Here is a 23056-nt window from a genome sequence, read left to right on the forward strand (position 1 = left end):
TCACCGATGTCCTTCTGATTTGAGGCTGTTTGCATGAACGTTTTCCTGTCCCTGATCCGGCGCTTCCGCGTCTTGCTGCTGCTTACTTCCGTGGCCAGCGTGTGCAGCGCGCTGGCTGGCATCGGCCTGATCAGTGCGATCAACCAGCGCATCGCCGCACCGGCAACGCCGGGTGCGCACTGGGCCCTCGTCTTTGGCGCCTTGCTGCTGGTGCTGTTCGTCTGCGGTTTCGCCTCCCAGGCCCTGCTGACGGCGCTCGGCCACCGGGTGGTGTACGAAATGCGCCTGGTCATGCTCAAGCGCGTGCTCGATACGGGCATCGAGCGCCTCGAGCAGATAGGCGCGGCGGCCCTGTATGCGGCGCTGACCAAGGACGTGGCGGCCATCGGCATGGCCTTCAACCGCCTGCCCTTCGTGCTGTACAACGGTGTGCTGGTGCTGGGCGGCTTTGTTTATCTGGCCTGGCTGTCGTGGCAGCTATTCCTGTTGACCATTGTCGCCGTGGGCGGCGGCGCCCTGTTTGCGCAAGTCATGATGCTGCGCATGCGCGCATTGATGAAGCAGGTGCGCGAAACGGATGACGCGATCTTTGCCGGCTACGAGGGCGCCATCGAAGGGCGCTGCGAGCTGGCCTTGAACGCCACGCGCAAGCAGCTGTTCTTCGAGCAGGACTTCACGCCGGCCGCCGAACGGGCGCGCCGGCTGGAAGTGCGCGCCGACCGTTACTGGATCTTCAGCCTGAACTGGGGCGCCGTACTGATCCTCGGCCTGGCCGGCTTGATGTTCGTCGCCGGCGATTATTTCGCCGTGCCGGCGCAGGCCGTGGTGGCCTTCGTGCTGGTGCTGATGTTCCTGCGCATGCCATTGAACGACCTGGTCGAAGGCTTGCCGATGCTGTTGTCGGGCAGCGTGGCGCTGGAAAAGATCGACAGCCTGGCGCTCGAGGCGCATCGCGCCGGCTTCGACGTGCAGCCTGCCGCCGCGCCGGTGGCGCCGGGCCTGCCGCTGCTGCTGCTGCAGGACGTGCAGTACCAGTATCCGCATGCCAGCGATGAATACGGCTTCCGTTTGGGACCGGTCAACCTGCAGCTGACGTCAGGCGAAATCCTCTTCATCGTCGGCGGCAATGGCAGCGGCAAATCGACGCTGGCGCGCATCCTGACGGGGCTGTACCAGCCGTCGGCAGGGCGCATCGAGCTGCTGGGCAAGGAGGCCGGCGCCGGCAACAGCGCCTGGTACCGCAGCCATTTTTCCACCGTGTTCTCGAATTTCCACCTGTTCCAGGGACTGGTCGGGCCGCTCGGCACGTTCGACCCGGCGCTGGCGCAGGCCTTTTTGCAGCGCCTGCGCCTGGAGCGCAAGGTCGCGCTGCACGACGGCCGCCTGTCCACCGTGCGCCTGTCGCAGGGACAGCGCAAGCGCCTGGCGCTGCTGATGGCGCATGTGGAACAGCGCCCCATCCTGCTGCTCGACGAGTGGGCGGCCGACCAGGACCCGCCATTCCGCGACTTCTTTTACCGCGAGCTGCTGCCGGAACTGCGCCGCGGCGGCAAGACCGTGATCGCCATCAGTCATGACGACCGCTATTTTGGCGTGGCCGACCGCGTGCTGCGCTGCGACGGTGGCGTGCTGCAGCCGCTGGCCGTGGCGCGCGGCGTGCGCGACAGCGCGGCGGACCTGAGCGCGGCCTGACGCGGCCCTGCCGCTTGCCTGTCACCTGTTACCTGCAACCCATCAGTGATTCAGAACGAGGATATCAACATGGCCGAGAACGTACAGCATCACCCGAGGGAATTTGTCACGCAGCGCGCCGGGGCGGCGGCCCTGTACACCGCCGTCGATGGCGCGCAATTGATCGTCACGCTGGACGGCGCGGCCGTGCAGCGCTGGCAGATGGCCGGCGCCGCGTCCGGACTGCAGCTCACCTTGCAGTCCGGCGGCGAGGGCGCGCTGGCGCGCGACGCGGCATTGGCCGCCTGTGAAACGGCGTTCGCGCTGTATCCGGGCGAAGCCGGCGTGCAGCTGGCGGGCGCGCCGGCGGCGCTGGCCGCGCCATTGCTGCAGGGCGCGGCGCTGGACGCGGGCGCCGGCATGCTGCAGCTGCCGGCCCAGCGCTTCTGGCAAGAGTCCGGCCTCTGGCTGACGCGGCCAGGCAGCGGCGCCTATCCCTTGCAATATGTCATGAGCAATGGCCAGCGCCACCCGCTGCGCGCGCCCAAGCCGTCCGGCCAGGTGTATGCGCGCCACATACCCTGGCTGAACCAGGTGCTGTCGCTGCGCACTGTCGACATCGACGGCGACCTGGCCACCTTCCACCGCTGGATGAACGACCCGCGCGTGGCGCATTTCTGGCAGGAGGAAGGCGACCTGGCCAAGCACCGCGCCTACCTCGAGCAATTGCAGGCGGACCCGCACATGCTGCCGCTGATCGGCTGCGCCGACGGCAGGCCGTTCGGCTATTTCGAAGTCTACTGGGCCAGGGAAAACCGCATCGGCCCGTATTGCGAGGCGGCGGACTTCGACCGTGGCTGGCATGTGCTGATCGGCGAGGAAGACGTGCGCGGCCGCCCCTGGGTGACGGCCTGGCTGCCGTCGCTGATGCACTACATCTTCCTCGACGACGTGCGCACCCAGCGCATCGTCGGCGAACCGCGCGCCGACCACCACCAGCAGATCAATAACCTGGACCGCAACGGCTTTGCCAAGATCAAGGAATTCGATTTCCCGCACAAGCGCGCCATGCTGGTGACCCTGCTGCGCGAGCGCTTCTTCGGCGAACGGCGCCTGGTGCCGCCCGGCGTGGCGGAACACGAGCTGTCCTATTTCAACCACCTTGCCACGCGAAGCGAGTGACCATGCAAGCCAATTACCTCGTGCATGACCTGATCGGCATCGGCTTCGGCCCGTCCAACCTGGCATTGGCCATCGCCTTGCGCGAGGCGGCCCCCGCCGACGGCGCGCTCGACGCCTGTTTCATCGAGCAGAAGCCCGACTTCGTCTGGCATGGCGACATGCTGCTCGACGACAGCCGCATGCAGATCTCGTTCCTGAAGGACCTGGTCACCCTGCGCAATCCGGCCAGCCCCTACACCTTCATCAATTACCTGCAGCAGCACGGGCGCCTGCAGGACTTCATCAACCTGAAGACGTTTTATCCGAGTCGCCACGAATTCAACGACTACCTGCGCTGGGCGGCGGGGCGTTTCGCGGCCGATTGCCATTATGGCGAAGAAGTGGTGGCGGTCGAACCGGTGCTGCGCGATGGCGTGCTCGATCATCTGTGCGTGCGCTCGCGCCAGCATGGCGGCGCCGAGCGCCTGCGCTATGCGCGCAACGTGGTGCTCAGCGTGGGCGGCGCGCCGCACATCCCGCCGGTGTTCGCCGCCTGGCGCGACGACGCGCGCGTGTTTCATTCCTCGCGCTACCTGGCGGGGCTGGCCGCCTTGCCCGCGCCGCGCCGCGTGGCCGTGGTCGGCGCGGGACAGAGCGCGGCCGAGATCTTTCTCGACCTGATCGCGCGCGGCCCCGGCATGCAGGTCGACCTGATCGCGCGCAACGCCGTGCTGCGCCCGGCCGACGACAGCGCCTTCGTCAACCAGATCTTCAATCCCGAATATACGGACTATGTGTACCAGCGCAGTTCCGACGCGCGGCGCAGCCTGATCGATGACCTCAGCAACACCAATTACGCGGTGGTCGACACGGGCCTCATCGAGCGCATCTACGACTTGCTGTACCAGCAGAAGGTGCGCGGCAGCGAACGCCACCGCGTGCTGTTCGAGCATGAAGTGGCCAACCTGCGCGGCGGCGACGACGGCGCCCTGCTGGCGGAGCTGCGCCATGGCGATGGCGGCCCGTCCGGTACCTGCCGCTACGACGCCGTGGTGCTGGCCACCGGCTATCAGCGCCAGACGCACCGGCGTTTGCTGGCGCCGCTGGCCCAGTGGTTCGACGCCGGCGACGTGGCGCGCGACTACCGGCTGCGCGGACCGCAGGACTGCGCGGCGGGCATCTTCCTGCAAGGCTGCTGCGAAGACACGCACGGCCTGAGCGACACCCTGCTGTCGGTGCTGGCGATCCGCTCGCAGGAGATCGCCGACGCCATGCTGGAGCAGCGCCGCCAGTGGGGCCATCCCGGCGCCGGCTCCCGCTCCCGCAGGGAAAGCGCGCACGCCTGTTGAAATCCGATTTTTCCATGCACGATTCGAGGAGATGTTGATGTCCGCAGTACAGAAAAGAGGCGCCCGGCGCATGGCGCTGTTGTCCGCATTCTCGGCCTTCTCGGCCGCTGGCGCCGCCTGGGCGCAGCAGGACGAGGTGACCCTGAAGGAGGTGGTGGTCAGCGGCAGCGCGGACGAATCAAGCGGCAATCCGCGCGTGCGCGTCGGCTCCAAGCTGCCGCTGGCGATGCGCGAAATTGCGCAATCGGTCAGCGTGGTCACGCGCGACCAGATCGAGCAGCAGAACCTGCTCACCCTGTCCGACGCGCTGCGCCATGCGCCAGGCGTGACGGTGGAAAACAAGGACGCCAACCGCGCCATCTTTTATGCGCGCGGCTATGAAATCAATTCGGTGCAGCTCGACGGCGTGCCCACCACCTACGATTTCCGCGTCAGCGCCTCATCCGACCTGGCCCTGTTCGAGCGCGTCGAAGTGCTCAAGGGGCCGGCCGCGCTGTATGCGGGCACCAGCGGCACCGGCGGCAGCATCAACCTGGTGCGCAAGCGCCCGACCAGCGAACTGCGCGCCACGGCCGAACTGAGCCTCGGTTCGTGGAACAAGCGCCGCGCCGAATTCGACGTGGGTGCGGCGCTGAACGCCGAGGGCACCTTGCGCGGCCGCGTGGTCGGCGTACTGCAGGACAAGGACTTTTTCTATGACTATGCGCATGAGCGCAGCCACACGCTGTATGGCGTGGCCGACTATGCGTTCAGCCCGGCCACGCGCCTGACCGTGGGCGCCAGCACGCAATACGTGCGCGCCGCCGAACAGCCGTGGAATTATCCCGCCATGCTCGACCTGTCGAGCGGCAAGCCGGTGCTGTCGCTGCCCGATATACCGCGCAAGACGAATATCGGCGCCAATTTCAACCTGGACCAGTACCGCACCACCAACGCCTTCGCTGAACTCGAGCACAAAATGGCCAATGACTGGAGCGGGCGCCTGTCCGCCAACTGGCAGGAAAGCGGCCTCGATCGCATCCAGGCCTATCCGTGGAACCCGGTCGACCCGGCGGATAAGCTGGTGCAGCTGTATGTGGGCGGCGGCAAGGACCGCCAGCGCCAGTACGGCGTCGACCTGAACGCCGGCGGACCGTTCGCGCTGTTCGGCCGCCGTCACCAGCTGCTGGTGGGCGCCAACTACAACAGCATGCGTTTCGCCTCGCCGTACTACCGTGGCGAATTCGACGAGAAGGTCGATATCTTCCAGCCGCGCCATGACTTTCCCCGTCCGGATTTCCTGCCGCTGGGGGAAGGGCAGAACCTGCGCTCGGAGCAGTACGGCGTCTACACGAATGCGCGTTTCAGTCTCACCGATCCGCTGACCCTGGTGCTGGGCGCGCGCGCGTCGTGGTGGAAGGGCCGCACGCAGGACTACACGCCGGACAGTTCGGTGGAAAGCCGCAACGAGGCGACAGGCAAGATCTCGCCGCAGCTGGGCCTGATCTATGACCTGAGCCGCGACTACTCGCTGTATGCCAGCTATGTCGACGTGTTCCAGCCGCAGGCCTTCGCCGGGCGCGATGGCAGGCCGCTCAATCCCCTGAAGGGCAAGCAGTACGAGCTGGGCGTCAAGGGCGAGAGCGCCGACCGCGCGCTGAGCGGCTCGCTGGCGCTGTTCCGCGTCAGCGAAAGCGGCCGCGCCCAGTCCGTGCTGGTGCCCGGCGGCGTCGATTACTACATCGCCCGCGGCAAGACGCGCAACCAGGGGTTGGAAGCCCAGGTCAACGGACGCCTGCAGCCGGGATGGGATGTGTATGGCGGCTATACCTATATCAATTCGCATGAGCTGGAAAGCCTGGACGGCCTCGATTCCAGCGCCTTTTCAGCCATCGCGCCGCGCCACATGCTGCGCTTTGGCAGCAATTACGCGTTTGCCGGCGACTGGCGCCGCTTCAGCGTCGGCGGCGGCGTGACGGCCGTCAGCCGCTTCTACAACAGCTTCGCGGTGCTGGGCGGCGCCCAGCTGGCGCAGGGCGGCTATGCCACCGTCGACGCGCATGCCGCCTGGGCCATCAACGCGCGCGCCACCCTGGCGCTCAATGTCAGCAACCTGTTCGACCGCCATTACTACCAGCGCATCAATACGCCGCAAAACGGCAACGTGATCGGCGAGCCGCGCGCCCTGGCGGTGACCTTGCGCCTGAAGCTGTAAGCCCAGACGGCCGCCGCCCGGTCCAGGCCGGGCGGCTTATCCCCTCGTACACCGACGCCTCCATGACCACCAACCAAGACCAATTGCTTGCCCTGCTGCTCGACGATGAAACCGATGGCGTCGATGCGATCCTGCCGCGCGCCGTCGACGGCGATGGCGCCGCACCGCTGTCGTTCCAGCAACAGCGCCTGTGGTTTTTGCAGCGCTACGAATCGCGCTCGACCGCATACAACCTGTGCCGCGCGTTTCGCCTGGAAGGCCCGTGCGACGGCGCGGCCCTGCAGGCGGCGCTGCGCGCGCTGGTGCAGCGCCATGCCGTGCTGCGCACGCGTTTCGAGGAGCGCGACGGCTTGCCGCTGCAGATCGTCGAGGAGCATGTCAGCCTGGCGCTGGTGCGCGAGACGGCGCCCGCGACGGATGCCGCTGCCGTCGAATGGCTTGCGGCGCGCCTGCGGCGCGAAGCCGATACGCCGTTCGACCTGGGCGCCGCGCCGCTGCTGCGCGCGACCCTGATCGATTGCGGCCGCGAACACGCCGTACTGATGCTGAGCATGCACCACATCGTCTCGGACGCCTGGTCCAACCCGGTGCTGATCCGCGACCTGGCGCAGGCCTACCGCGCCGCGCAGGCGGGCATGCCGGGTCTGCCGGCGCTGCCGCTGCAGTATGCCGACTATGCGGCCTGGCAGCGCGCCATGCTGCAGGGTGCGCACCTGGATGAGGAGCTGGCCTACTGGACGGCCTACCTGGGGCAGGACGTGCCTGCGCTGAATTTGCCGGTGCTGGCCGACGGCCCCGCGCCCGTGCAGGCGTCCGGCAGCCACGCGTTTGCGCTGCCGCCGGCGCTGGCCGGCGCGGCGTTGGCGTTTTGCCGCGCCGAACAGTGCACGCCGTTCGTGATCCTGATGGCGGCCTGGCAGCTCGTGCTGGCAGGCCTGAGCGGCCAGCGCGACTTCGCCGTCGGCGTGCCGAACGCGGGCCGCAATCGCCACGAAGTGCATGAGCTGATCGGCTTTTTCGTCAACACCCAGGTCTACCGCGCGCGCCTGGCGCCCGGCCTGACGCCGCGCACCCTGTGCCGCCGCGTGCGCGGCGAGGCGCTGGCCGCGCTGAACCACGCCGAGCTGCCATTCGAGCTGCTGCTCGATGCGATGCGCATCGAACGCGACCTGTCGCGCAATCCGCTGTTCCAGGTCCTGTTCAACCTGCGCCACGAAGGTGCAGCCGCTTCCGCCGTGCCCGTGCTCGACGGCTTGTGCGTCAGCCTGCTGTCGGAAGCGCAGGTCGAGGCCAAGTTCGACCTGTCGCTCGATGTCGCCATCGGCGCCGATGGCGTGACGGCCAGCCTGGAGTACCGCACAGCCCTGTTTGACGGCGCCGGCATCGCGGCGCTGGCCAGCTATTTCGTCAACGTGCTGGCCGCGATGCTGGAGCGGCCGGACGCCGTACTCGATGGCAGGGGCCTGCTGTCCGCCGCGCAGGGCACGGCCCTGCTGCGCCAGGGCCGCAACGAAGGCGGGCCGTGGAACGACCTGCCCGTGCACGCGCAGTTCGAGCTGCAGGCCGTGCTGCATCCGGATGCGCTGGCGCTGCTGCACGAGGACGAGGCGCTCAGCTACCGCGCCCTGAATCTGCGCGCCAACCGCCTCGCGCATGCGCTGCTGGCGCAGGGCGCGGGGCCGGAAGTACGCATCGGCATCGCCGTCGAGCGCTCGGTCGACATGCTGGCCGGCCTGCTGGCCATCCTCAAGACGGGCGCCGCCTACGTGCCGCTCGATCCCGGCTATCCGGCCGAACGCCTGGCCTACATGATCGCCGACAGCGGCATGGCGCTGCTGCTGACGCAGGCGTCGGTGCTGCCGCGCCTGATACTGCCGGCGAACCTGCCGGTGCAGCTGGTGGAGCGGCCGTCGGCGCTGGAGCACGACCCCGGCCATGCGCCGCTGCCGCAGCAGCTGGCCTACGTGATTTATACCTCCGGCTCGACGGGCAAGCCGAAGGGCGTGGGCATCGCGCACCAGGCCCTGAGCCGGCATGCGCAGGTGTCCGTCGGCTTCTTCGGCCTGACGGCGCAGGACCGCGTGCTGCAATTCTCGACCCTGAACTTCGACGGCTTCGTCGAACAGGCCTGGCCCACCCTGTGCATCGGCGCGGCGCTGGTGCTGCGCGGCCCGGAATTATGGGACAGCGAGACGTTTTACCAGGCGCTGCACCGCTACCGCATCAGCGTGGCCGACCTGACGACGGCGTACTGGTCGCTGCTGGCGCAGGATTTTGCGCTGCAGGGCCCGCGCGACTACGGCGCGCTGCGCCAGGTGCACGCGGGCGGCGAGGCGATGCCGCCGGAAGCGCTGCAGGCGTGGCGCCAGGCGGGCATGCGGCATATCCGCCTGCTCAACACCTACGGTCCGACGGAGGCGACGGTGACGGCGGCCACGCTCGATTGCGCGCCCTACCTCGATGGCGCGGCGCCGGCGCAGATGCCGATCGGCCTGCCGCTGGCGGGACGCGCGCTGCAGGTGCTCGACGCGGATATGTCTCTGGTGCCGCCGGGTGCTGCCGGTGAGCTGTGCATCGGCGGCGCCCTGCTGGCGCGCGGCTACCTGGGCCGCGCGGCGCTGACGGCCGAGCGTTTCGTGCCGGACCCGCATGGCGCGCCCGGCGCGCGCCTGTACCGCACGGGCGACCTGGTGCGCTGGCGTGGCGGACAGCTCGATTACCTGGGACGCATCGACCACCAGATCAAGATCCGCGGCTTCCGCGTGGAGCTGGGCGAGATCGAGGCGCAGCTGCTGGCGCAGCCGGGCGTGCGCGAAGCGGTGGTGGTGGCGCAGGAGGGCGCGGCTGGCGCGCGCCTGGTGGCGTATGTGAGTCCGCAACAGATATCGGTGGAAGCCTTGCGCGCGGCCTTGGCGGCGGCGCTGCCCGACTACATGCTGCCGGCGGCCATCGTGGCGCTGGCGCGCCTGCCATTGAGCCCGGCGGGCAAGGTGGAGCGCAGCGCGCTGCCGGCGCCGCAGCTGGAAAGCGAAGCGTACGCGGCGCCGCAGGGCGAGCTGGAACAGGCGCTGGCGGCCATCTGGAGCGCGCTGCTGGGCGTGCCGCGCGTGGGGCGTGACGACAACTTTTTTGCGCTGGGCGGGCATTCGCTGCTGGCCGTGCAGCTGGTGTCGCGCCTGAACCTGGCGCTGGCCGTGTCGCTGCCGCTGCGCGCCGTGTTTGAAACCAAATCCTTGTCCCTGTTGGCCGCCGAAGTCGCCACCTTGCAGCAACAAGCTTCACAACAATCGAAGATGGATGATCTCGCGTCATTCCTCGATATCTTGGAGTCGACCTGATCATGCAAACCGATATCGCACTGCAGTTGGCCGAACGTTTCAGCGCCCTGACGCCGGAACAGCGGCGCGCCTTCCACAAGAAAATGAGCGAGCAGGGCATCACGCAGGCGCAGCTGCCCATCCCGCCGCGCCGCCAGGCGCTCACGCGCGCGCCCCTGTCTTTCGCCCAGCAGCGCCAGTGGTTCCTGTGGCAGCTCGATCCGGCCAGCAGCGCCTACCATATCGCGGGCGGCCTGCGCCTGCGCGGGCGCCTGCAGGCAGCCGCCGTGCAGAGCGCTTTCGACGCGCTGATCGCGCGCCATGAATCGCTGCGCACGTATTTCGTGGCCGACGCGGATGGCCTGGCCGAGCAGTGCATCGCGCCGCCGATGGCGCTGCGGCTGGCGCACGCGGACTTGCGCGGCGTCGACGATGGCGAGGCGCGGCTGGCGCGCATCGCCGACGATTTCAACCAGGCCCCATTCGATCTGGCCAGCGCGCCACTGCTGCGCGCGATGCTGGTGCGGCTGGCCGACGAGGAGCACGTGCTGCTGGTGGTCATGCACCACATCGTCTCGGATGGCTGGTCGATCCAGCTGGTGATCGAGGAATTCGGCGCGCTGTACCAGGCGGCGCAGGATGGCGGCGCCGCGGCGCTGGCGCCGTTGCCGATCCAGTATGCCGACCATGCCGCGTGGCAGCGCCACTGGCTCGATGCGGGCGAGCGCGATGTGCAGCTGGCCTACTGGACGGCGCGCCTGGGCGACGAGCACCCGGTGCTGCAGCCGCCGGCCGACCATCCCCGCCAGGCGCAGCCCGACTACCATGCCGCGCGCTTCGATTTCGCGCTGCCGCCCGAGCTGGGCGCGCAGCTGCATCGCAGTGCGCAGCGCCACGGCGCCACCGTGTTCATGCTGCTGCTGGCTGCCTTCAAGGCGCTGCTGTACCGGCACACGGGCCAGCAGGCGCTGCGCATCGGCGTGCCGATGGCCAACCGCAACCGGGTCGAGACCGAGGGCGTGATCGGCTTTTTCGTCAATACCCTGATCATCGATACGCGTCTCGATGGACGCACGACCCTGGAGCAATTGCTGCTGCAGGTGCGCGACGCCGCGCTGGGCGCGCAGGCGCACCAGGACTTGCCGTTCGACGTGCTGGTCGATGCCTTGCAGCCGGAACGCAGCCTGAGCCACCCGCCCTTGTTCCAGTTGCTGTTCAATCACCAGCACCTGCAGCCGCGCGGCGAGGTCCGGCTGGCGGGGCTGTCGGCGGTGCCGTACGAATTGGGACGCCAGGCGGCCAAGTTCGAGCTCACGCTCGACACCCAGGAACGGGCCGATGGTAACTTGTCGGCCAGTTTTGCCTACGCCGTGGAACTGTTCGAGCAGGCCAGCATCGCGCGCCTGTCGCGCCACTACCTGGCGCTGCTGCGGGCGCTGGTCGACACGCCGCAGTGCGCGCTCGGCGATGTGCCGCTGCAGGAGACGGCCGAACGGGCGGCGCTGCTGGCCTGGAGCCGCTGCGACCAGCCGTACGCGCCGCCCGAGGCGGTGCACCTGCTGATCGAGCGCCAGGCGGCGGCCACGCCGCAGGCGGACGCGCTGCTGTTTGGCGACGAGGTACTCAGCTATGCAGCCTTGAACGGGCGCGCCAACGCCCTCGCGCATCGTCTGATCGCCCTCGGCGTGGGGCCGGAAGTGCGCGTCGGCCTGGCGCTGCTGCGCTCCGTCGAGATGGTGGTGGGCTTGCTGGCCGTGATGAAGGCGGGCGGCGCCTATGTGCCGATCGACCCGGAGTACCCGGCCGAACGCATTGCCTACATGCTCGACGATAGCGCGGTCAGCCTGCTGCTGACGCATGCGCCGGTGCTGGACGCCTTGCCGGTGCACCTGCCGCCCTTGCTGATGCTGGACCAGCAGGCGGCGTACGCGGACGGCGGGCAGGGTAATCCGCGCGTGGCGCTGCATGGGGAAAACCTCGCCTATGTGATCTACACGTCGGGCTCCACCGGCCGCCCGAAGGGTGCGGCCAACCGCCATGACGCGCTGTACAACCGCCTGGTCTGGATGCAGCAGGCGTATGCGCTGGGCGCGGGCGACACGGTGCTGCAGAAAACGCCGTTCAGCTTTGACGTCTCGGTATGGGAATTTTTCTGGCCGCTGATGTACGGCGCGCGGCTGGCCGTGGCCGGGCCGGGCGAGCACCGCGACCCCGCGCTGCTGGCGGCGCAGATCGAACGGCATGGCGTCACCACCATGCATTTCGTGCCGTCGATGCTGCAGGCGTTTGTCGCCGACCTGGCGCCGGGCGCCTGCGCCAGCCTGCGCACGGTCATCTGCAGCGGCGAGGCGCTGCCGGCCGATTTGCAGGACCGCACCCTGGCCGTCTTGCCGCAGGCGCAGCTGCATAACCTGTACGGTCCCACCGAGGCAGCCATCGACGTCACGTGGTGGCATTGCCGCGCGGGCGACGCCGTGGTGCCCATCGGGCGTCCGATCGCCAACCTGCGCAGCTATGTGCTGGACGACAGCCTGAACCTGGCGCCGGCCGGCGTGGCGGGCGAATTGTACCTGGGCGGCGTGGGCCTGGCGCGCGGCTACCTGCACCGTCCGGGCCTGAGCGCCGAGCGTTTCGTGCCCGACCCGTTCGACGGGGGCGGCGCGCGCCTGTACCGGACCGGCGACCTGGTGCGCTGGCGCGCCGACGGCGCGCTGGAATACCTGGGCCGCATCGATCACCAGATCAAGATACGCGGCTTGCGCGTGGAGCTGGGCGAGATCGAGGCGCAATTGCTGCAGCAGCCCGGCGTGGCCGAGGCGGTGGTGGTGGCGCAGGCGTCCGGCCAGGGCCTGCGCCTGGTGGCCTATGTCACGCCCGCAACACTGGACACGGCGGCGCTGCGCGCGGCGCTGGCCGTGCGCGTGCCCGACTACATGGTACCGTCGGCGCTCGTCGCGCTGCCGCGCCTGCCCCTGAATGGCAACGGCAAGCTCGATCGGAAGGCGCTGCCGGCCGCGCAGTTTGGCGCCGACGCGGAGCATGCGCCGGCCGAGGGCGAGGTGGAAAACATGCTGGCCCGCCTGTGGTGCGAAGTGCTGGGCCTGGAACGGGTGGGGCGCGAGGATAACTTCTTTGAACTGGGCGGCGACTCCATCCTCAGCCTGCAGATCGTCGCGCGCGCGCGTCAGGCGGGCTGGAAGCTGACGCCGAAGCAGCTGTTCGAACGCCAGAGCATCGCGGCCCTGGCGCTGGTGGCGCAGCCGCTGCAGGCCGCGCCGGCGGCGCCTGAAGACGCACAGGGCGAAGTGCCGCTGCTGCCGATCCAGCTCGATTTCTTTGCCGCCGCCATCCCGCAGCGCCACCATTGGAACCAGTCGCTGCTCATGCGGGCGAATGGCGCGCTCGATGCGGGCGCGCTGGAACGGGCGCTGCAGGCGCTCGTCGCGCATCACCAGTCGCTGAGCCTGCGCTTCCGGCAGGCGGAAGCGGGCGCCTGGCGCCAGAGCTACGGCCCCGTGCCGGCACAGCTGCTGTGGCAATGCGCAGCGCAGGATGGCGCCGCCATCGAGGCGGCCTGCCGCGAGGCGCAGCGCAGCCTGGACCTGGAGCAGGGCCGGCTGCTGCGCGCGCAGCTGATCGCGGTGGCCGATGGCAGCACGCGGCTGTTCCTCGCCGTGCACCATCTGGCGGTCGACGGCGTCTCGTGGCGCGTGCTGCTGGAAGACCTGGAAACGGCGTACCGCGCCGCGCTGGCCGGCACCACCGCGACGCTGCCGCCGCGCGGCAGCAGCCTGCAGGCGTGGTCGCTGCGCCTGCGCCAGCATGCGCACACGCCGGCCGTGCGCGCCGAACTGCCCTACTGGCTGTCTCTGGGGGATACGCCGGTGGCCTTGCCCTGCGCCCGTCCGGACGGCGCCAACACCACGCGCCATGCGCGCGACCTGGGCCTGGCGCTGGACCGCGAAACCACGCGCCGTTTGCTGAAAGAGGCGCCGGCCGCCTACCGCACCCAGGTCAACGACCTGCTGCTGACGGCGCTGGGCCGCGCCCTGTGCCGCTACACGGGACAGGCGCAGGTAGTGATCGAGCTGGAAGGCCATGGCCGCGAAGACCTGTTCGATGACCTCGACGCCAGCCGCACGGTGGGCTGGTACACCAGCGTGTATCCGGTGCGCCTGGCGCCGCTGGGCGAGGCGGGAGCCGCCATCCGGCGCGTCAAGCAGGACTTGCGCGACGTGCCGGCCCGCGGCATCGGCTATGGCCTGCTGCGCCACCTGGGCGACGATGCGGCGCGCGCCGCGCTGGCCGCCTTGCCGCGGCCGCAGCTGATTTTCAATTACCTGGGGCAGTTCGACGGCAGTTTCGAGCCGCAGGGACTGTGGGCGCCGGCCGCCGAATCGGGCGGCGAGACGCAGGATAGCGATGCGCCGCTGGGACATGAACTGGCGCTCAACGGGCAAGTGCTGGACGGCGTGCTGAAACTGACGCTCAGCTTCAGCGCGGCGCGCCATGACGCCGATGCGCTGGCGGCGCTGATGGACGATTATCGCCAGGAACTGGTGGCGCTGGTCGCGCATTGCTGCTCCGGCGCGCACGGCGTGACGCCGTCCGATTTCCCCCTGGCCCGGCTGGACCAGGCCGGCCTCGACGCGCTGGCCTTGCCCGTGGCGCGCCTGGCCGACCTGTATCCGCTGTCGCCGATGCAGGCCGGCATGCTGTTCCACAGCGTGTATGCGCCGCAGGACGGCGCCTACCTGAACCAGCTGCGCGTCGATATCGATGGCCTGGATGCGGCGCGTTTCGCGGCCGCATGGCAGGCCGTCATCGCGCGCCACGACATCCTGCGCACGGCTTTCCTGCCGCAGGCCGCGCCGCCGCTGCAATGGGTCAGCCGCGACGCCGGTCCCGCGCTGCAGGAACTGGACTGGCGCGGCCACGACGACATCCAGGCCGACCTCGATGCGCTGGCGCAGCGCGACCTGGCGCAAGGCTTCGTGCTGGAGCAGGCGCCGCTGCAGCGCCTGCACTTGGTGCGCACCTCGGCCTCGCGCCACCACTTCATCTGGACCAACCACCATCTGCTGCTCGATGGCTGGAGCAGTTCGCGCCTGATGGGCGAGCTGCTGCGCCATTACGCGGGCCAGCCGCTGGCCACGCACGGCGGACGCTATCGCGACTACATCGCCTGGCTGCAGCGGCAGGACGCGGCCGGCAGCGAAAGCTACTGGCGCGCGCTGGCCGCGCCGCTGGCTGCACCCACGCGTCTGGCCGGGCTGCTGCCTTGCGAGGCGGCGCAGGACGGGCATGCGGAAATCGGCACGGCACTGGAGCGCCAGGAAAGCGTGCAGCTGGCCGCCTTCGCGCGGCGCCACCATGTGACGGTCAACACCGTCGTGCAGGCGGCGTGGGCGATCCTGCTGCAGCGCCATACGGGCCAGCGCACGGTGGCCTTTGGCGCCACGGTGGCCGGGCGGCCCGGCGACCTGGCCGGCGCGCAGCAGTTGCTGGGACTCTTTATCAATACGCTGCCGGTGATCGCCACGCCGCGCCATGCGCAGACGGTGGCCGGCTGGCTGGCCGAGGTGCAGGCGCAAAGCCTGGCGTCGCGCGAACATGAGCACACGCCGCTGGTCGACATCCAGCGCTGGGCCGGGCAGGGCGCGGGCGGCCTGTTCGACACCCTGGTGGTGTTTGAAAACTATCCGGTCGACGAAGCCCTGACCGGGGCGGCCCCCGATGGCCTCGTGTTCAGCGCCATCGAGCGGCGCGAGCAGACCAGTTATCCGCTGACCCTGGCCGTCATGCAGAACGAGACGCTGGCCCTGCATTACGGTTACGACCAGGCGCATTTCGATGCGGCCGGCGTGGCCGCGATCGGCGCCAGCCTGTTGTCGCTGCTGCGCGCGATGATGCTCGGCGCGCAGCAAACGCTGGGCAGCCTGGCCTTGACCGATGCGCGCGGGCAGCAGCAGCTGCGCGTGCTGGCGCACAGCGACGCGCCGGCCGTGTCCTTTGTGCCGGTGCACCAGCGCATTGCGCGGCATGCGGCGCTGCGCCCCGATGCGCCGGCCGTCGTGATGGGCGGCCAGCAGATCAGCCATGCGCAGCTCGAGCGGCGCGCCCATGCACTGGCAAGGCGCTTGCGCGCACACGGCGTCGGCGCCGAAATGCGCGTCGGTGTGGCGCTGGAGCGTTCGATCGACATGATCGTTGCGCTGCTGGCCGTGCTGAAGGCCGGCGCCGCCTATGTGCCGCTGGACCCCGACTATCCGGCCGGCCGGCTGGCCTACATGATGGACGACAGCGGCATCTGCCTGCTGATCGCGCAGCAGCAGGTGCTGGACCGCGTGGCGGCGCCCGCGGGCGTGCCGCTGCTGCTGATGCCGACGGCCGATGCGCAGGACGCTGACGCCGCCGGTGCCGCATCCTGGCCGGCGCCGCACCGGCACAACCTGGCTTACCTGATTTATACCTCCGGCTCGACCGGCAAGCCGAAAGGCGTGGCGGTGACGCACGGCCCGCTCGACATGCATTGCGCCGTCACGGCCGACCTGTATGAAATGGGGCCGCACTCGCGGGAGCTGCATTTCCTGTCGTTCGCCTTCGATGGCGCGCACGAGCGCTGGCTGACCACCCTGTGCGCCGGCGGCGCGCTGGTGCTGCGCGACGCCAGCCTGTGGACGCCCGAGCAAACCTATGCGGCCCTGCGCGCCGAACGCATCACGAATGCGGGGTTTCCGCCGGCCTACCTAAAGCAGCTGGCCGAATGGGCTGAACACAGCGGCAATCCGCCGCCCGTGGAACTGTATTCGTTTGGCGGCGAGGCGATGCCGCAGGCGGCCTTCGAGCAGGTCTGCCGCGCCCTGAAACCGCGCTTCCTGATCAACGGCTATGGCCCCACCGAGGCGGTGGTCACGCCGATGGTGTGGAAGGTTGGCGTCGACGCGGGCTGCCGCAGCGCCTATGCGCCCATCGGCCGTCCGGTGGGCGCGCGCAGCGCGTGGGTGCTCGATGACGCCTTGAGCCTGGCGCCGCCGGGCGTACCCGGGGAGCTGTACCTGGGCGGCGAAGGCCTGGCGCGCGGCTACCTGGGGCGTCCGGGCATGACGGCCGACCGCTTCATTCCCGACCCCTTCGATGGCGCCGGCGGGCGTTTGTACCGCACCGGCGACCTGGTGCGCTGGCAGGCCGACGGCCAGCTGGAATACCTGGGGCGCATCGACCACCAGGTCAAGATCCGCGGCTTCCGCATCGAACTTGGCGAAGTCGAGGCGCAATTGCTGGCGCAGCCAGGCGTGCTGGCGGCGGTCGCCGTGGCCCAGCCTGGCGTCAACGGCAACCTGCGCCTGGTGGCCTACGTGGCGCCCGCCGGCCTGCAGCCGGCCGGGCTGAAACTGGCGCTGGCGCGCCAGCTGCCCGACTACATGGTGCCGTCCGTGATCGTGGCGCTCGACAGCCTGCCGTTGAATGCGAACGGCAAGGTCGACCGCAATGCGCTGCCGGCGCCGCAGGCGCTCCAGCAGGGCGGCAGCGCGGCGCCGCAGGGCCCCGCCGAGCAATTGCTGGCCCAGGTGTGGCGTGACGTGCTGGGCCTGGAGCAGCTGGGACGCGACGACAATTTCTTTGAAGTGGGCGGCGATTCGATCATGAGCCTGCAGATCGTGGCGCGCCTGCGCCAGGCCGGCTGGATCGTCACGCCGAAACAGCTGTTCGAGCGCCAGAGCGTCGCCGCGCTGGCGCCCCTGATGCAGGCCGTGGCGGTCCATGCCGGCGCCAGCGCCGAAGTGCCGGGGGATGACGTGCCGCTGTTGCCGATCCAGTCCGCCTTCTTTGCCGCGCGACTGGCGCGGCCCGCCCACTTCAACCAGTCGGTGCTGCTGCACGCGTCGGCGGCCGGCGCCGGCGACGTCGTCGCGGCGGCGCTGGACGTGCTGCTGCGGACGCATGCGGCGCTGCGCCTGCGCTTTGGCGACGGTCCGCAGGGCTGGTCGCAACAGTATGGCGAGGCGCCGGACGCGCCGCTGCTGTGGCGCCGCGAGGCGCGCGACGCGGCCGACGTGGAGCGCCATTGCCAGCTGGCCCAGCGCAGCCTGGACATACGCCAGGGGCAGCTGCTGCGCGCCGTGCTCATGTCCATGGCGGATGGCAGCGTGCGCCTGCTGCTGGTCGTGCATCACCTGGTGGTCGATGGCGTGTCGTGGCGCATCCTGCTGCAGGATCTCGATACCTTGTGCCGCCAGGGCGCCGCCGGCCAGCCGCTGCGCCTGGCGGCGGCCAGCGCGCCGCTGCAAGCGTGGTCGCGGCGCCTGCGGGCGCATGCGGCCAGCGACGCCGTGCGCGCGCAATTGCCTTACTGGCAGGCGCTGGCGGCCACCCCGGCATGCCTGCCGCTGGCGGACAGCCGCGGCGCCAGCAGCGGCCGCGAAGTCGCCGGCGCGGTGCTGCAACTGGACCGCGATACCACGCGGCGCCTGCTGAAAGAGGCGCCGGCCGCCTACCGCACCCAGGTCAACGACTTGCTGCTGACGGCGCTGGGACGCGCGCTGTGCCGCCATGCGGGCGAGGAAAGCTTCCTCGTCGAACTGGAAGGCCATGGCCGCGAAGACCTGTTCGAGGAGCTCGATATCAGCCGCACGGTGGGCTGGTTCACCAGCGCCTATCCCGTGCGCCTGGCGCCGCTGGGCGCGCTCGATGCGGCGTTAAAGCGGGTCAAGCAGGACTTGCGGGCGATTCCCGACAAGGGCATCGGCTACGGGCTGCTGAAATACATGGGTTGCGACGCGGACCGGCAGGCGCTGGCCGCGCTGGCGCCGGCGCAGGTGCTGTTCAATTACCTGGGCCAGTTCGACGGCAGTTTCGAGGCCGATGCGGCCTGGCGCCCGGCGGACGAACCGAGCGGCGACGCGCAGGACCCGGACGCTCCGCTCGGGCATGAACTGGTGATCAATGGCCAGGTCTTCGACGGCATGCTGAAAATGACGTTCAGCTACAGCTCGGCGCGCCATGACGGCGCGGCCATCAGGGCGCTGGTGGACGATTTCGGGCGCGAATTGCAGGCGCTGGTCGCGCATTGCTGCTCCGGCGCGCTGGGCGTGACGCCGTCGGATTTTCCGCTCGCGCGGCTGGACCAGGCCCGGCTCGATGCGCTGGACTTGCCCCTGCACGAGCTGGCCGACCTGTATCCGCTCTCGCCGATGCAGGCGGGCATGCTGTTCCACAGCCTGCAGGAGCCGCAGGGCAGCGCCTATGTCAACCAGCTGTGCGTGGACGTGGAGGGGCTCGACGCGCAACGCTTCGCGGATGCCTGGCGCGCGGTGGCGGCGCGCCACGACATCCTGCGCAGCCGTTTCGTGCACGACGGCGGCGAGCCGCTGCAATGGGTCAGCCGCGCCGGCGCGGGCGAAGTGGCTGTACTCGACTGGCGCGGCCAGGACGACAGCGCCGCCGCGCTCGACGCCTACGCCCTGGCGGACCTGGCGCGCGGCTTCGACCTGGCGCGCGAACCGCTGCAGCGGCTGTCGCTGATCCGCCGCGGTGGTACGCAACAGCGCCTGGTCTGGACCAGCCACCATCTGCTGCTCGACGGCTGGAGCACGTCGCAGCTGATGGGCGAAATCCTGCGCCATTACCACGGCGAGCCGCATGTGCCGGCGCCGGGCCGCTACCGCGACTACATCGCCTGGCTGCAGCGGCAGGATGGCGCCGCCGGGGAAGCGTTCTGGCGTGCGCAGCTGGCGCCGCTGGCAACGCCCACGCGTTTGTCGCTGGCGCTGCCGGCGGCAGCGGGCGGTACGGGCCAGGACAGCGTCAGCCTGCGCCTGGAGCCGGCGGCGATGGCCAGCCTGGCCGCCTTTGCGCGGCATGCGCGCATCACCGTCAACACCGTGGTGCAGGGCGCCTGGCTGCTGCTGTTGCAGCGCTATACGGGGCAGGCTTGCGTGGCCTTTGGCGCCACCGTGGCCGGCCGTCCGGCGAACCTGCCGGGCGCCGACCGCCTGCTCGGCATGTTCATCAATACCTTGCCGGTGATCGCCGCCCCGCACGCGGGCGCACCGGTGGGCGAGTGGCTGCGCCAGCTGCAGGCGCAAAACCTGGCGGGGCGCGAATTCGAGCATACGCCGCTGTACGAAGTGCAGCGCTTGGCGGGGCAGGGCGGCGTCGCCCTGTTCGACAGCATCATCGTGTTCGAGAATTATCCCGTCGATGCCGCCCTGCGCGCCGCCGAAGGGGGAGAACTGCGCTTCAGCATGGCCGGCAAGCGCGAAGAGACCAATTACCCGTGGACCCTGGCCGTGATGCAGGATGGCGGGTTGACCCTGCATGCCGATTATGCGCGCGCCAGCTTCGACGCGGCCAGCGCGCGCCTGATACTCGAGCAGCTGGGGGGGCTGATGCAGGCGATGGCGCGCGATGCCGATGCGCCGCTCGGCGCCTTGCCCCTGCTGTCGGCGCCGCACGGCACGGCCCTGCTGCGCCAGGGCCGCAACGAAGGCGGGCCGTGGAACGACCTGCCCGTGCACGCGCAGTTCGAGCTGCAGGCCGTGCTGCATCCGGATGCGCTGGCGCTGCTGCACGAGGACGAGGCGCTCAGCTACCGCGCCCTGAATCTGCGCGCCAACCGCCTCGCGCATGCGCTGCTGGCGCAGGGCGCGGGGCCGGAAGTGCGCGTCGGCATCGCCGTCGAACGCTCGGTCGACATGCTGGCCGGCCTGCTGGCCATCCTCAAGACGGGCGCCGCCTACGTGCCGCTCGACCCCGGCTATCCGGCCGAACGCCTGGCCTATATGATCGCCGACAGCGGCATGGCGCTGCTGCTGACGCAGGCGTCGGTGCTGCCGCGCCTGATACTGCCGGCGAACCTGCCGGTGCAGCTGGTGGAGCGGCCGTCCGCGCTGGAGCACGACCCCGGCCAGGCGCCGCTGCCGCAGCAGCTGGCCTACGTGATTTACACCTCCGGCTCGACGGGCAAGCCGAAGGGCGTGGGCATCGCGCACCAGGCCCTGAGCCGGCATGCGCAGGTGTCCGTCGGCTTCTTCGGCCTGACGGCGCAGGACCGCGTGCTGCAGTTTTCGACCCTGAACTTCGACGGCTTCGTCGAGCAGGCCTGGCCGACCCTGTGCATCGGTGCGGCGCTGGTGCTGCGCGGCCCGGAATTATGGGACAGCGAGACGTTTTACCAGGCGCTGCACCGCTACCGCATCAGCGTGGCGGACCTGACGACGGCCTATTGGTCGCTGCTGGCGCAGGATTTCGCGCTGCAAGGGCCACGCGACTACGGCGCGCTGCGCCAGGTGCACGCGGGCGGCGAGGCGATGCCGCCGGAAGCGCTGCAGGCGTGGCGCCAGGCGGGCATGCGGCACATCCGCCTGCTCAATACCTATGGGCCGACGGAGGCGGCGGTGACGGCGGCCACGCTCGATTGCGCGCCCTACCTCGATGGCGCGGCGCCGGCGCAGATGCCGATTGGCCTGCCGCTGGCGGGACGCGCGCTGCAGGTGCTCGACGCGGATATGGCGCTGGTGCCGCCGGGTGCTGCGGGCGAATTGTGCATCGGCGGCGCCCTGCTGGCGCGCGGCTACCTGGGCCGCGCGGCGCTGACGGCCGAGCGTTTCGTGCCGGACCCGCATGGCGCGCCCGGCGCGCGCCTGTACCGCACGGGCGACCTGGTGCGCTGGCGCGCAGGGCAGCTCGATTACCTGGGACGCATCGACCACCAGATCAAGATCAGGGGCTTCCGCGTGGAGCTGGGCGAGATCGAGGCGCAGCTGCTGGCGCAGCCGGGCGTGCGCGAAGCGGTGGTGGTGGCGCAGGAGGGCGCGGCTGGCGCGCGCCTGGTGGCGTATGTGAGTCCGGCCCAGGTGGACGTGGGCGTTTTGCGCGTGGCGCTGGCGGCGGCGCTGCCCGACTACATGCTGCCGGCGGCCATCGTGGCGCTGGCGCGCCTGCCATTGAGCCCGGCGGGCAAGGTGGAGCGCAGCGCGCTGCCGGCGCCGCAGCTGGAAAGCGAAGCGTACGCGGCGCCGCAGGGCGAGCTGGAACAGGCGCTGGCGGCCATCTGGAGCGCGCTGCTGGGCGTGCCGCGCGTGGGGCGCGACGACAACTTCTTTGCGCTGGGCGGGCATTCGCTGCTGGCCGTGCGCTGCGTAACGCAGGTCAACCAGATGCTGCGCAGCCTGTACACGCAGGACGCCCATGCGCTGTCGCTGGCCGACCTGTTCGGCAGCCCGACCCTGGCCGCCTTGGCCGCCCGCTTCGGCGCCAGCGCGGCCGGTGCGAAGGTGGGCGAGACCTGGCACAGCCTGCGCGCGGCGGGCGACTTCCCCCCGTTGTTCTGCTGTCCCGGCCTGCTGGTGAACGCCTTCGAATTCCAGGGACTGGCGCAGGCGCTGGGGCCGCGCCAGCCCGTGCACGGCTTCGTCAGCCATGCGCTGGGGCGCGAGCGCTGGGCCGACATCAGCGTGACGGAACTGGCTTGCCGCTATGCGGACATCATCGTGGCCAACAGTCCGGGCGGCGAGTGCTCGCTGGCCGGCTGGTCGCTGGGCGCGGTGCTGGCGCAGGAGACGGCGCGCCAGTTGCAGGGCCGCGTCGCCGTGCGCCTCGTTGGCATGATCGATCCCGTGCTGGGCCAGTTCGATGATGCCGGCGCCGTGGCGCCGGCGCTGGATCCGCTGCGGGAGCGGGCGCTGCGCGAGCAGTGGCTGTCCCGTTCCGGCATGCGCGAGCGCTGGGAGCAGCTGTTCGAGCGCATGAGCGCAGACGAGTGGGCGTGGTTCGTGCACCTGCAGGGGCGCGACATCGGGGCGCTGCCGCTCGATGGCGACGCCGTGCATTGCAAGGAGTACCTGGCCTGGAGCATCGCCAGCCATGCGCTGATGCTGCGCCGCCACCGGCCGCTGCCCACCGCAGCCAGCGCCCGCGTCTGGGTCGCGGAACAGACGCGCGCCGCCGGCGTGGCGCTGTTCGACAGCCGGGCGCACTTCGCGCAGGTGCTGGGCGAGGAAGACGTGGCGGGCGCGGGCCACCTCGACATCATCCACGCGCCGGCGCTGTGGCAGGGCTTGCGCGCCAGCTTGCCGAAAGGCCCGGCATGAGCCGGCATGCGGCGGCGCGCGTCGCGCTGGGCGTGGCGGGCGCGTATCTGTTCGCCTGGAGCGTTGCCGGCGCCGGCGCGGTGCTGTTGTTCAAGCTGGGCGTGGTGCGCAGCGAGGCCGTGCTGATCGCCTCGATGGCGGCCTTCCTCGTCTATCTGGGCGCCGCCCTGTGGGCGTTCGTGGCGCGCCGCCTGTGGCCGGTGGCGCTGTTGCTGATCGGTGCCTGGCTGCTGTACTGCGGCGCCGGCTATTTTTTCGAGTGGAGTTGAG

At 70.1% G+C, this 23056-nt stretch carries 7 protein-coding genes; all 7 read left to right on the top strand.

Annotated features, from left to right (window positions below):
• The first annotated feature begins 33 nt into the window (after window positions 1-33).
• The 7 genes from YQ44_RS09460 to YQ44_RS09490 all read left to right on the top strand — a co-directional run bounded on the left by YQ44_RS09460 (window position 34) and on the right by YQ44_RS09490 (window position 23055).
• On the top strand, window positions 34-1692 hold the full coding sequence (locus YQ44_RS09460) for a cyclic peptide export ABC transporter (RefSeq protein ID WP_071323161.1): 1659 nt from the start codon (window positions 34-36) through the stop codon (window positions 1690-1692).
• A 69-nt stretch (window positions 1693-1761) separates the two neighbouring features.
• A complete protein-coding gene (locus YQ44_RS09465) occupies window positions 1762-2853 on the top strand; it encodes a GNAT family N-acetyltransferase (protein ID WP_083411728.1) in 1092 nt (363 codons plus the stop codon).
• A 2-nt stretch (window positions 2854-2855) separates the two neighbouring features.
• On the top strand, window positions 2856-4181 hold the full coding sequence (locus tag YQ44_RS09470) for a lysine N(6)-hydroxylase/L-ornithine N(5)-oxygenase family protein (protein WP_071323162.1): 1326 nt from the start codon (window positions 2856-2858) through the stop codon (window positions 4179-4181).
• A gap of 37 nt (window positions 4182-4218) precedes the next feature.
• The gene (locus tag YQ44_RS09475; RefSeq protein WP_198043900.1) at window positions 4219-6375 is read left to right on the top strand and encodes a TonB-dependent siderophore receptor; all 2157 of its coding nucleotides are present in this window, start codon (window positions 4219-4221) and stop codon (window positions 6373-6375) included.
• Between the two features lie 62 nt (window positions 6376-6437).
• On the top strand, window positions 6438-9713 hold the full coding sequence (locus tag YQ44_RS09480; protein ID WP_071323164.1) for a non-ribosomal peptide synthetase: 3276 nt from the start codon (window positions 6438-6440) through the stop codon (window positions 9711-9713).
• Window positions 9714-9715: 2 nt separating this feature from the next.
• Window positions 9716-22786 carry a non-ribosomal peptide synthetase gene (locus tag YQ44_RS09485; RefSeq protein ID WP_071323165.1) on the top strand — a complete coding sequence of 4357 codons (13071 nt, stop codon included), beginning with the start codon at window positions 9716-9718 and terminating at the stop codon, window positions 22784-22786.
• Window positions 22783-23055: a hypothetical protein gene (locus YQ44_RS09490; protein ID WP_071323166.1), complete on the top strand. Its 273-nt coding sequence runs from the start codon at window positions 22783-22785 to the stop codon at window positions 23053-23055. Before YQ44_RS09485 ends, YQ44_RS09490 begins: the two co-directional genes overlap by 4 nt.
• Window position 23056: the final 1 nt, after the last annotated feature.

Origin of the sequence: Janthinobacterium sp. 1_2014MBL_MicDiv, from assembly GCF_001865675.1 — a bacterium.
Lineage (GTDB): Bacteria > Pseudomonadota > Gammaproteobacteria > Burkholderiales > Burkholderiaceae_D > Janthinobacterium.

Coding starts and splice junctions, on each gene's coding strand:
- YQ44_RS09460 (WP_071323161.1), top strand. CDS start 34: ATGAACGTTTTCCTGTCCCTGATCCGGCGCTTCCGCGTCTTGCTGCTG.
- YQ44_RS09465 (WP_083411728.1), top strand. CDS start 1,762: ATGGCCGAGAACGTACAGCATCACCCGAGGGAATTTGTCACGCAGCGC.
- YQ44_RS09470 (WP_071323162.1), top strand. CDS start 2,856: ATGCAAGCCAATTACCTCGTGCATGACCTGATCGGCATCGGCTTCGGC.
- YQ44_RS09475 (WP_198043900.1), top strand. CDS start 4,219: ATGTCCGCAGTACAGAAAAGAGGCGCCCGGCGCATGGCGCTGTTGTCC.
- YQ44_RS09480 (WP_071323164.1), top strand. CDS start 6,438: ATGACCACCAACCAAGACCAATTGCTTGCCCTGCTGCTCGACGATGAA.
- YQ44_RS09485 (WP_071323165.1), top strand. CDS start 9,716: ATGCAAACCGATATCGCACTGCAGTTGGCCGAACGTTTCAGCGCCCTG.
- YQ44_RS09490 (WP_071323166.1), top strand. CDS start 22,783: ATGAGCCGGCATGCGGCGGCGCGCGTCGCGCTGGGCGTGGCGGGCGCG.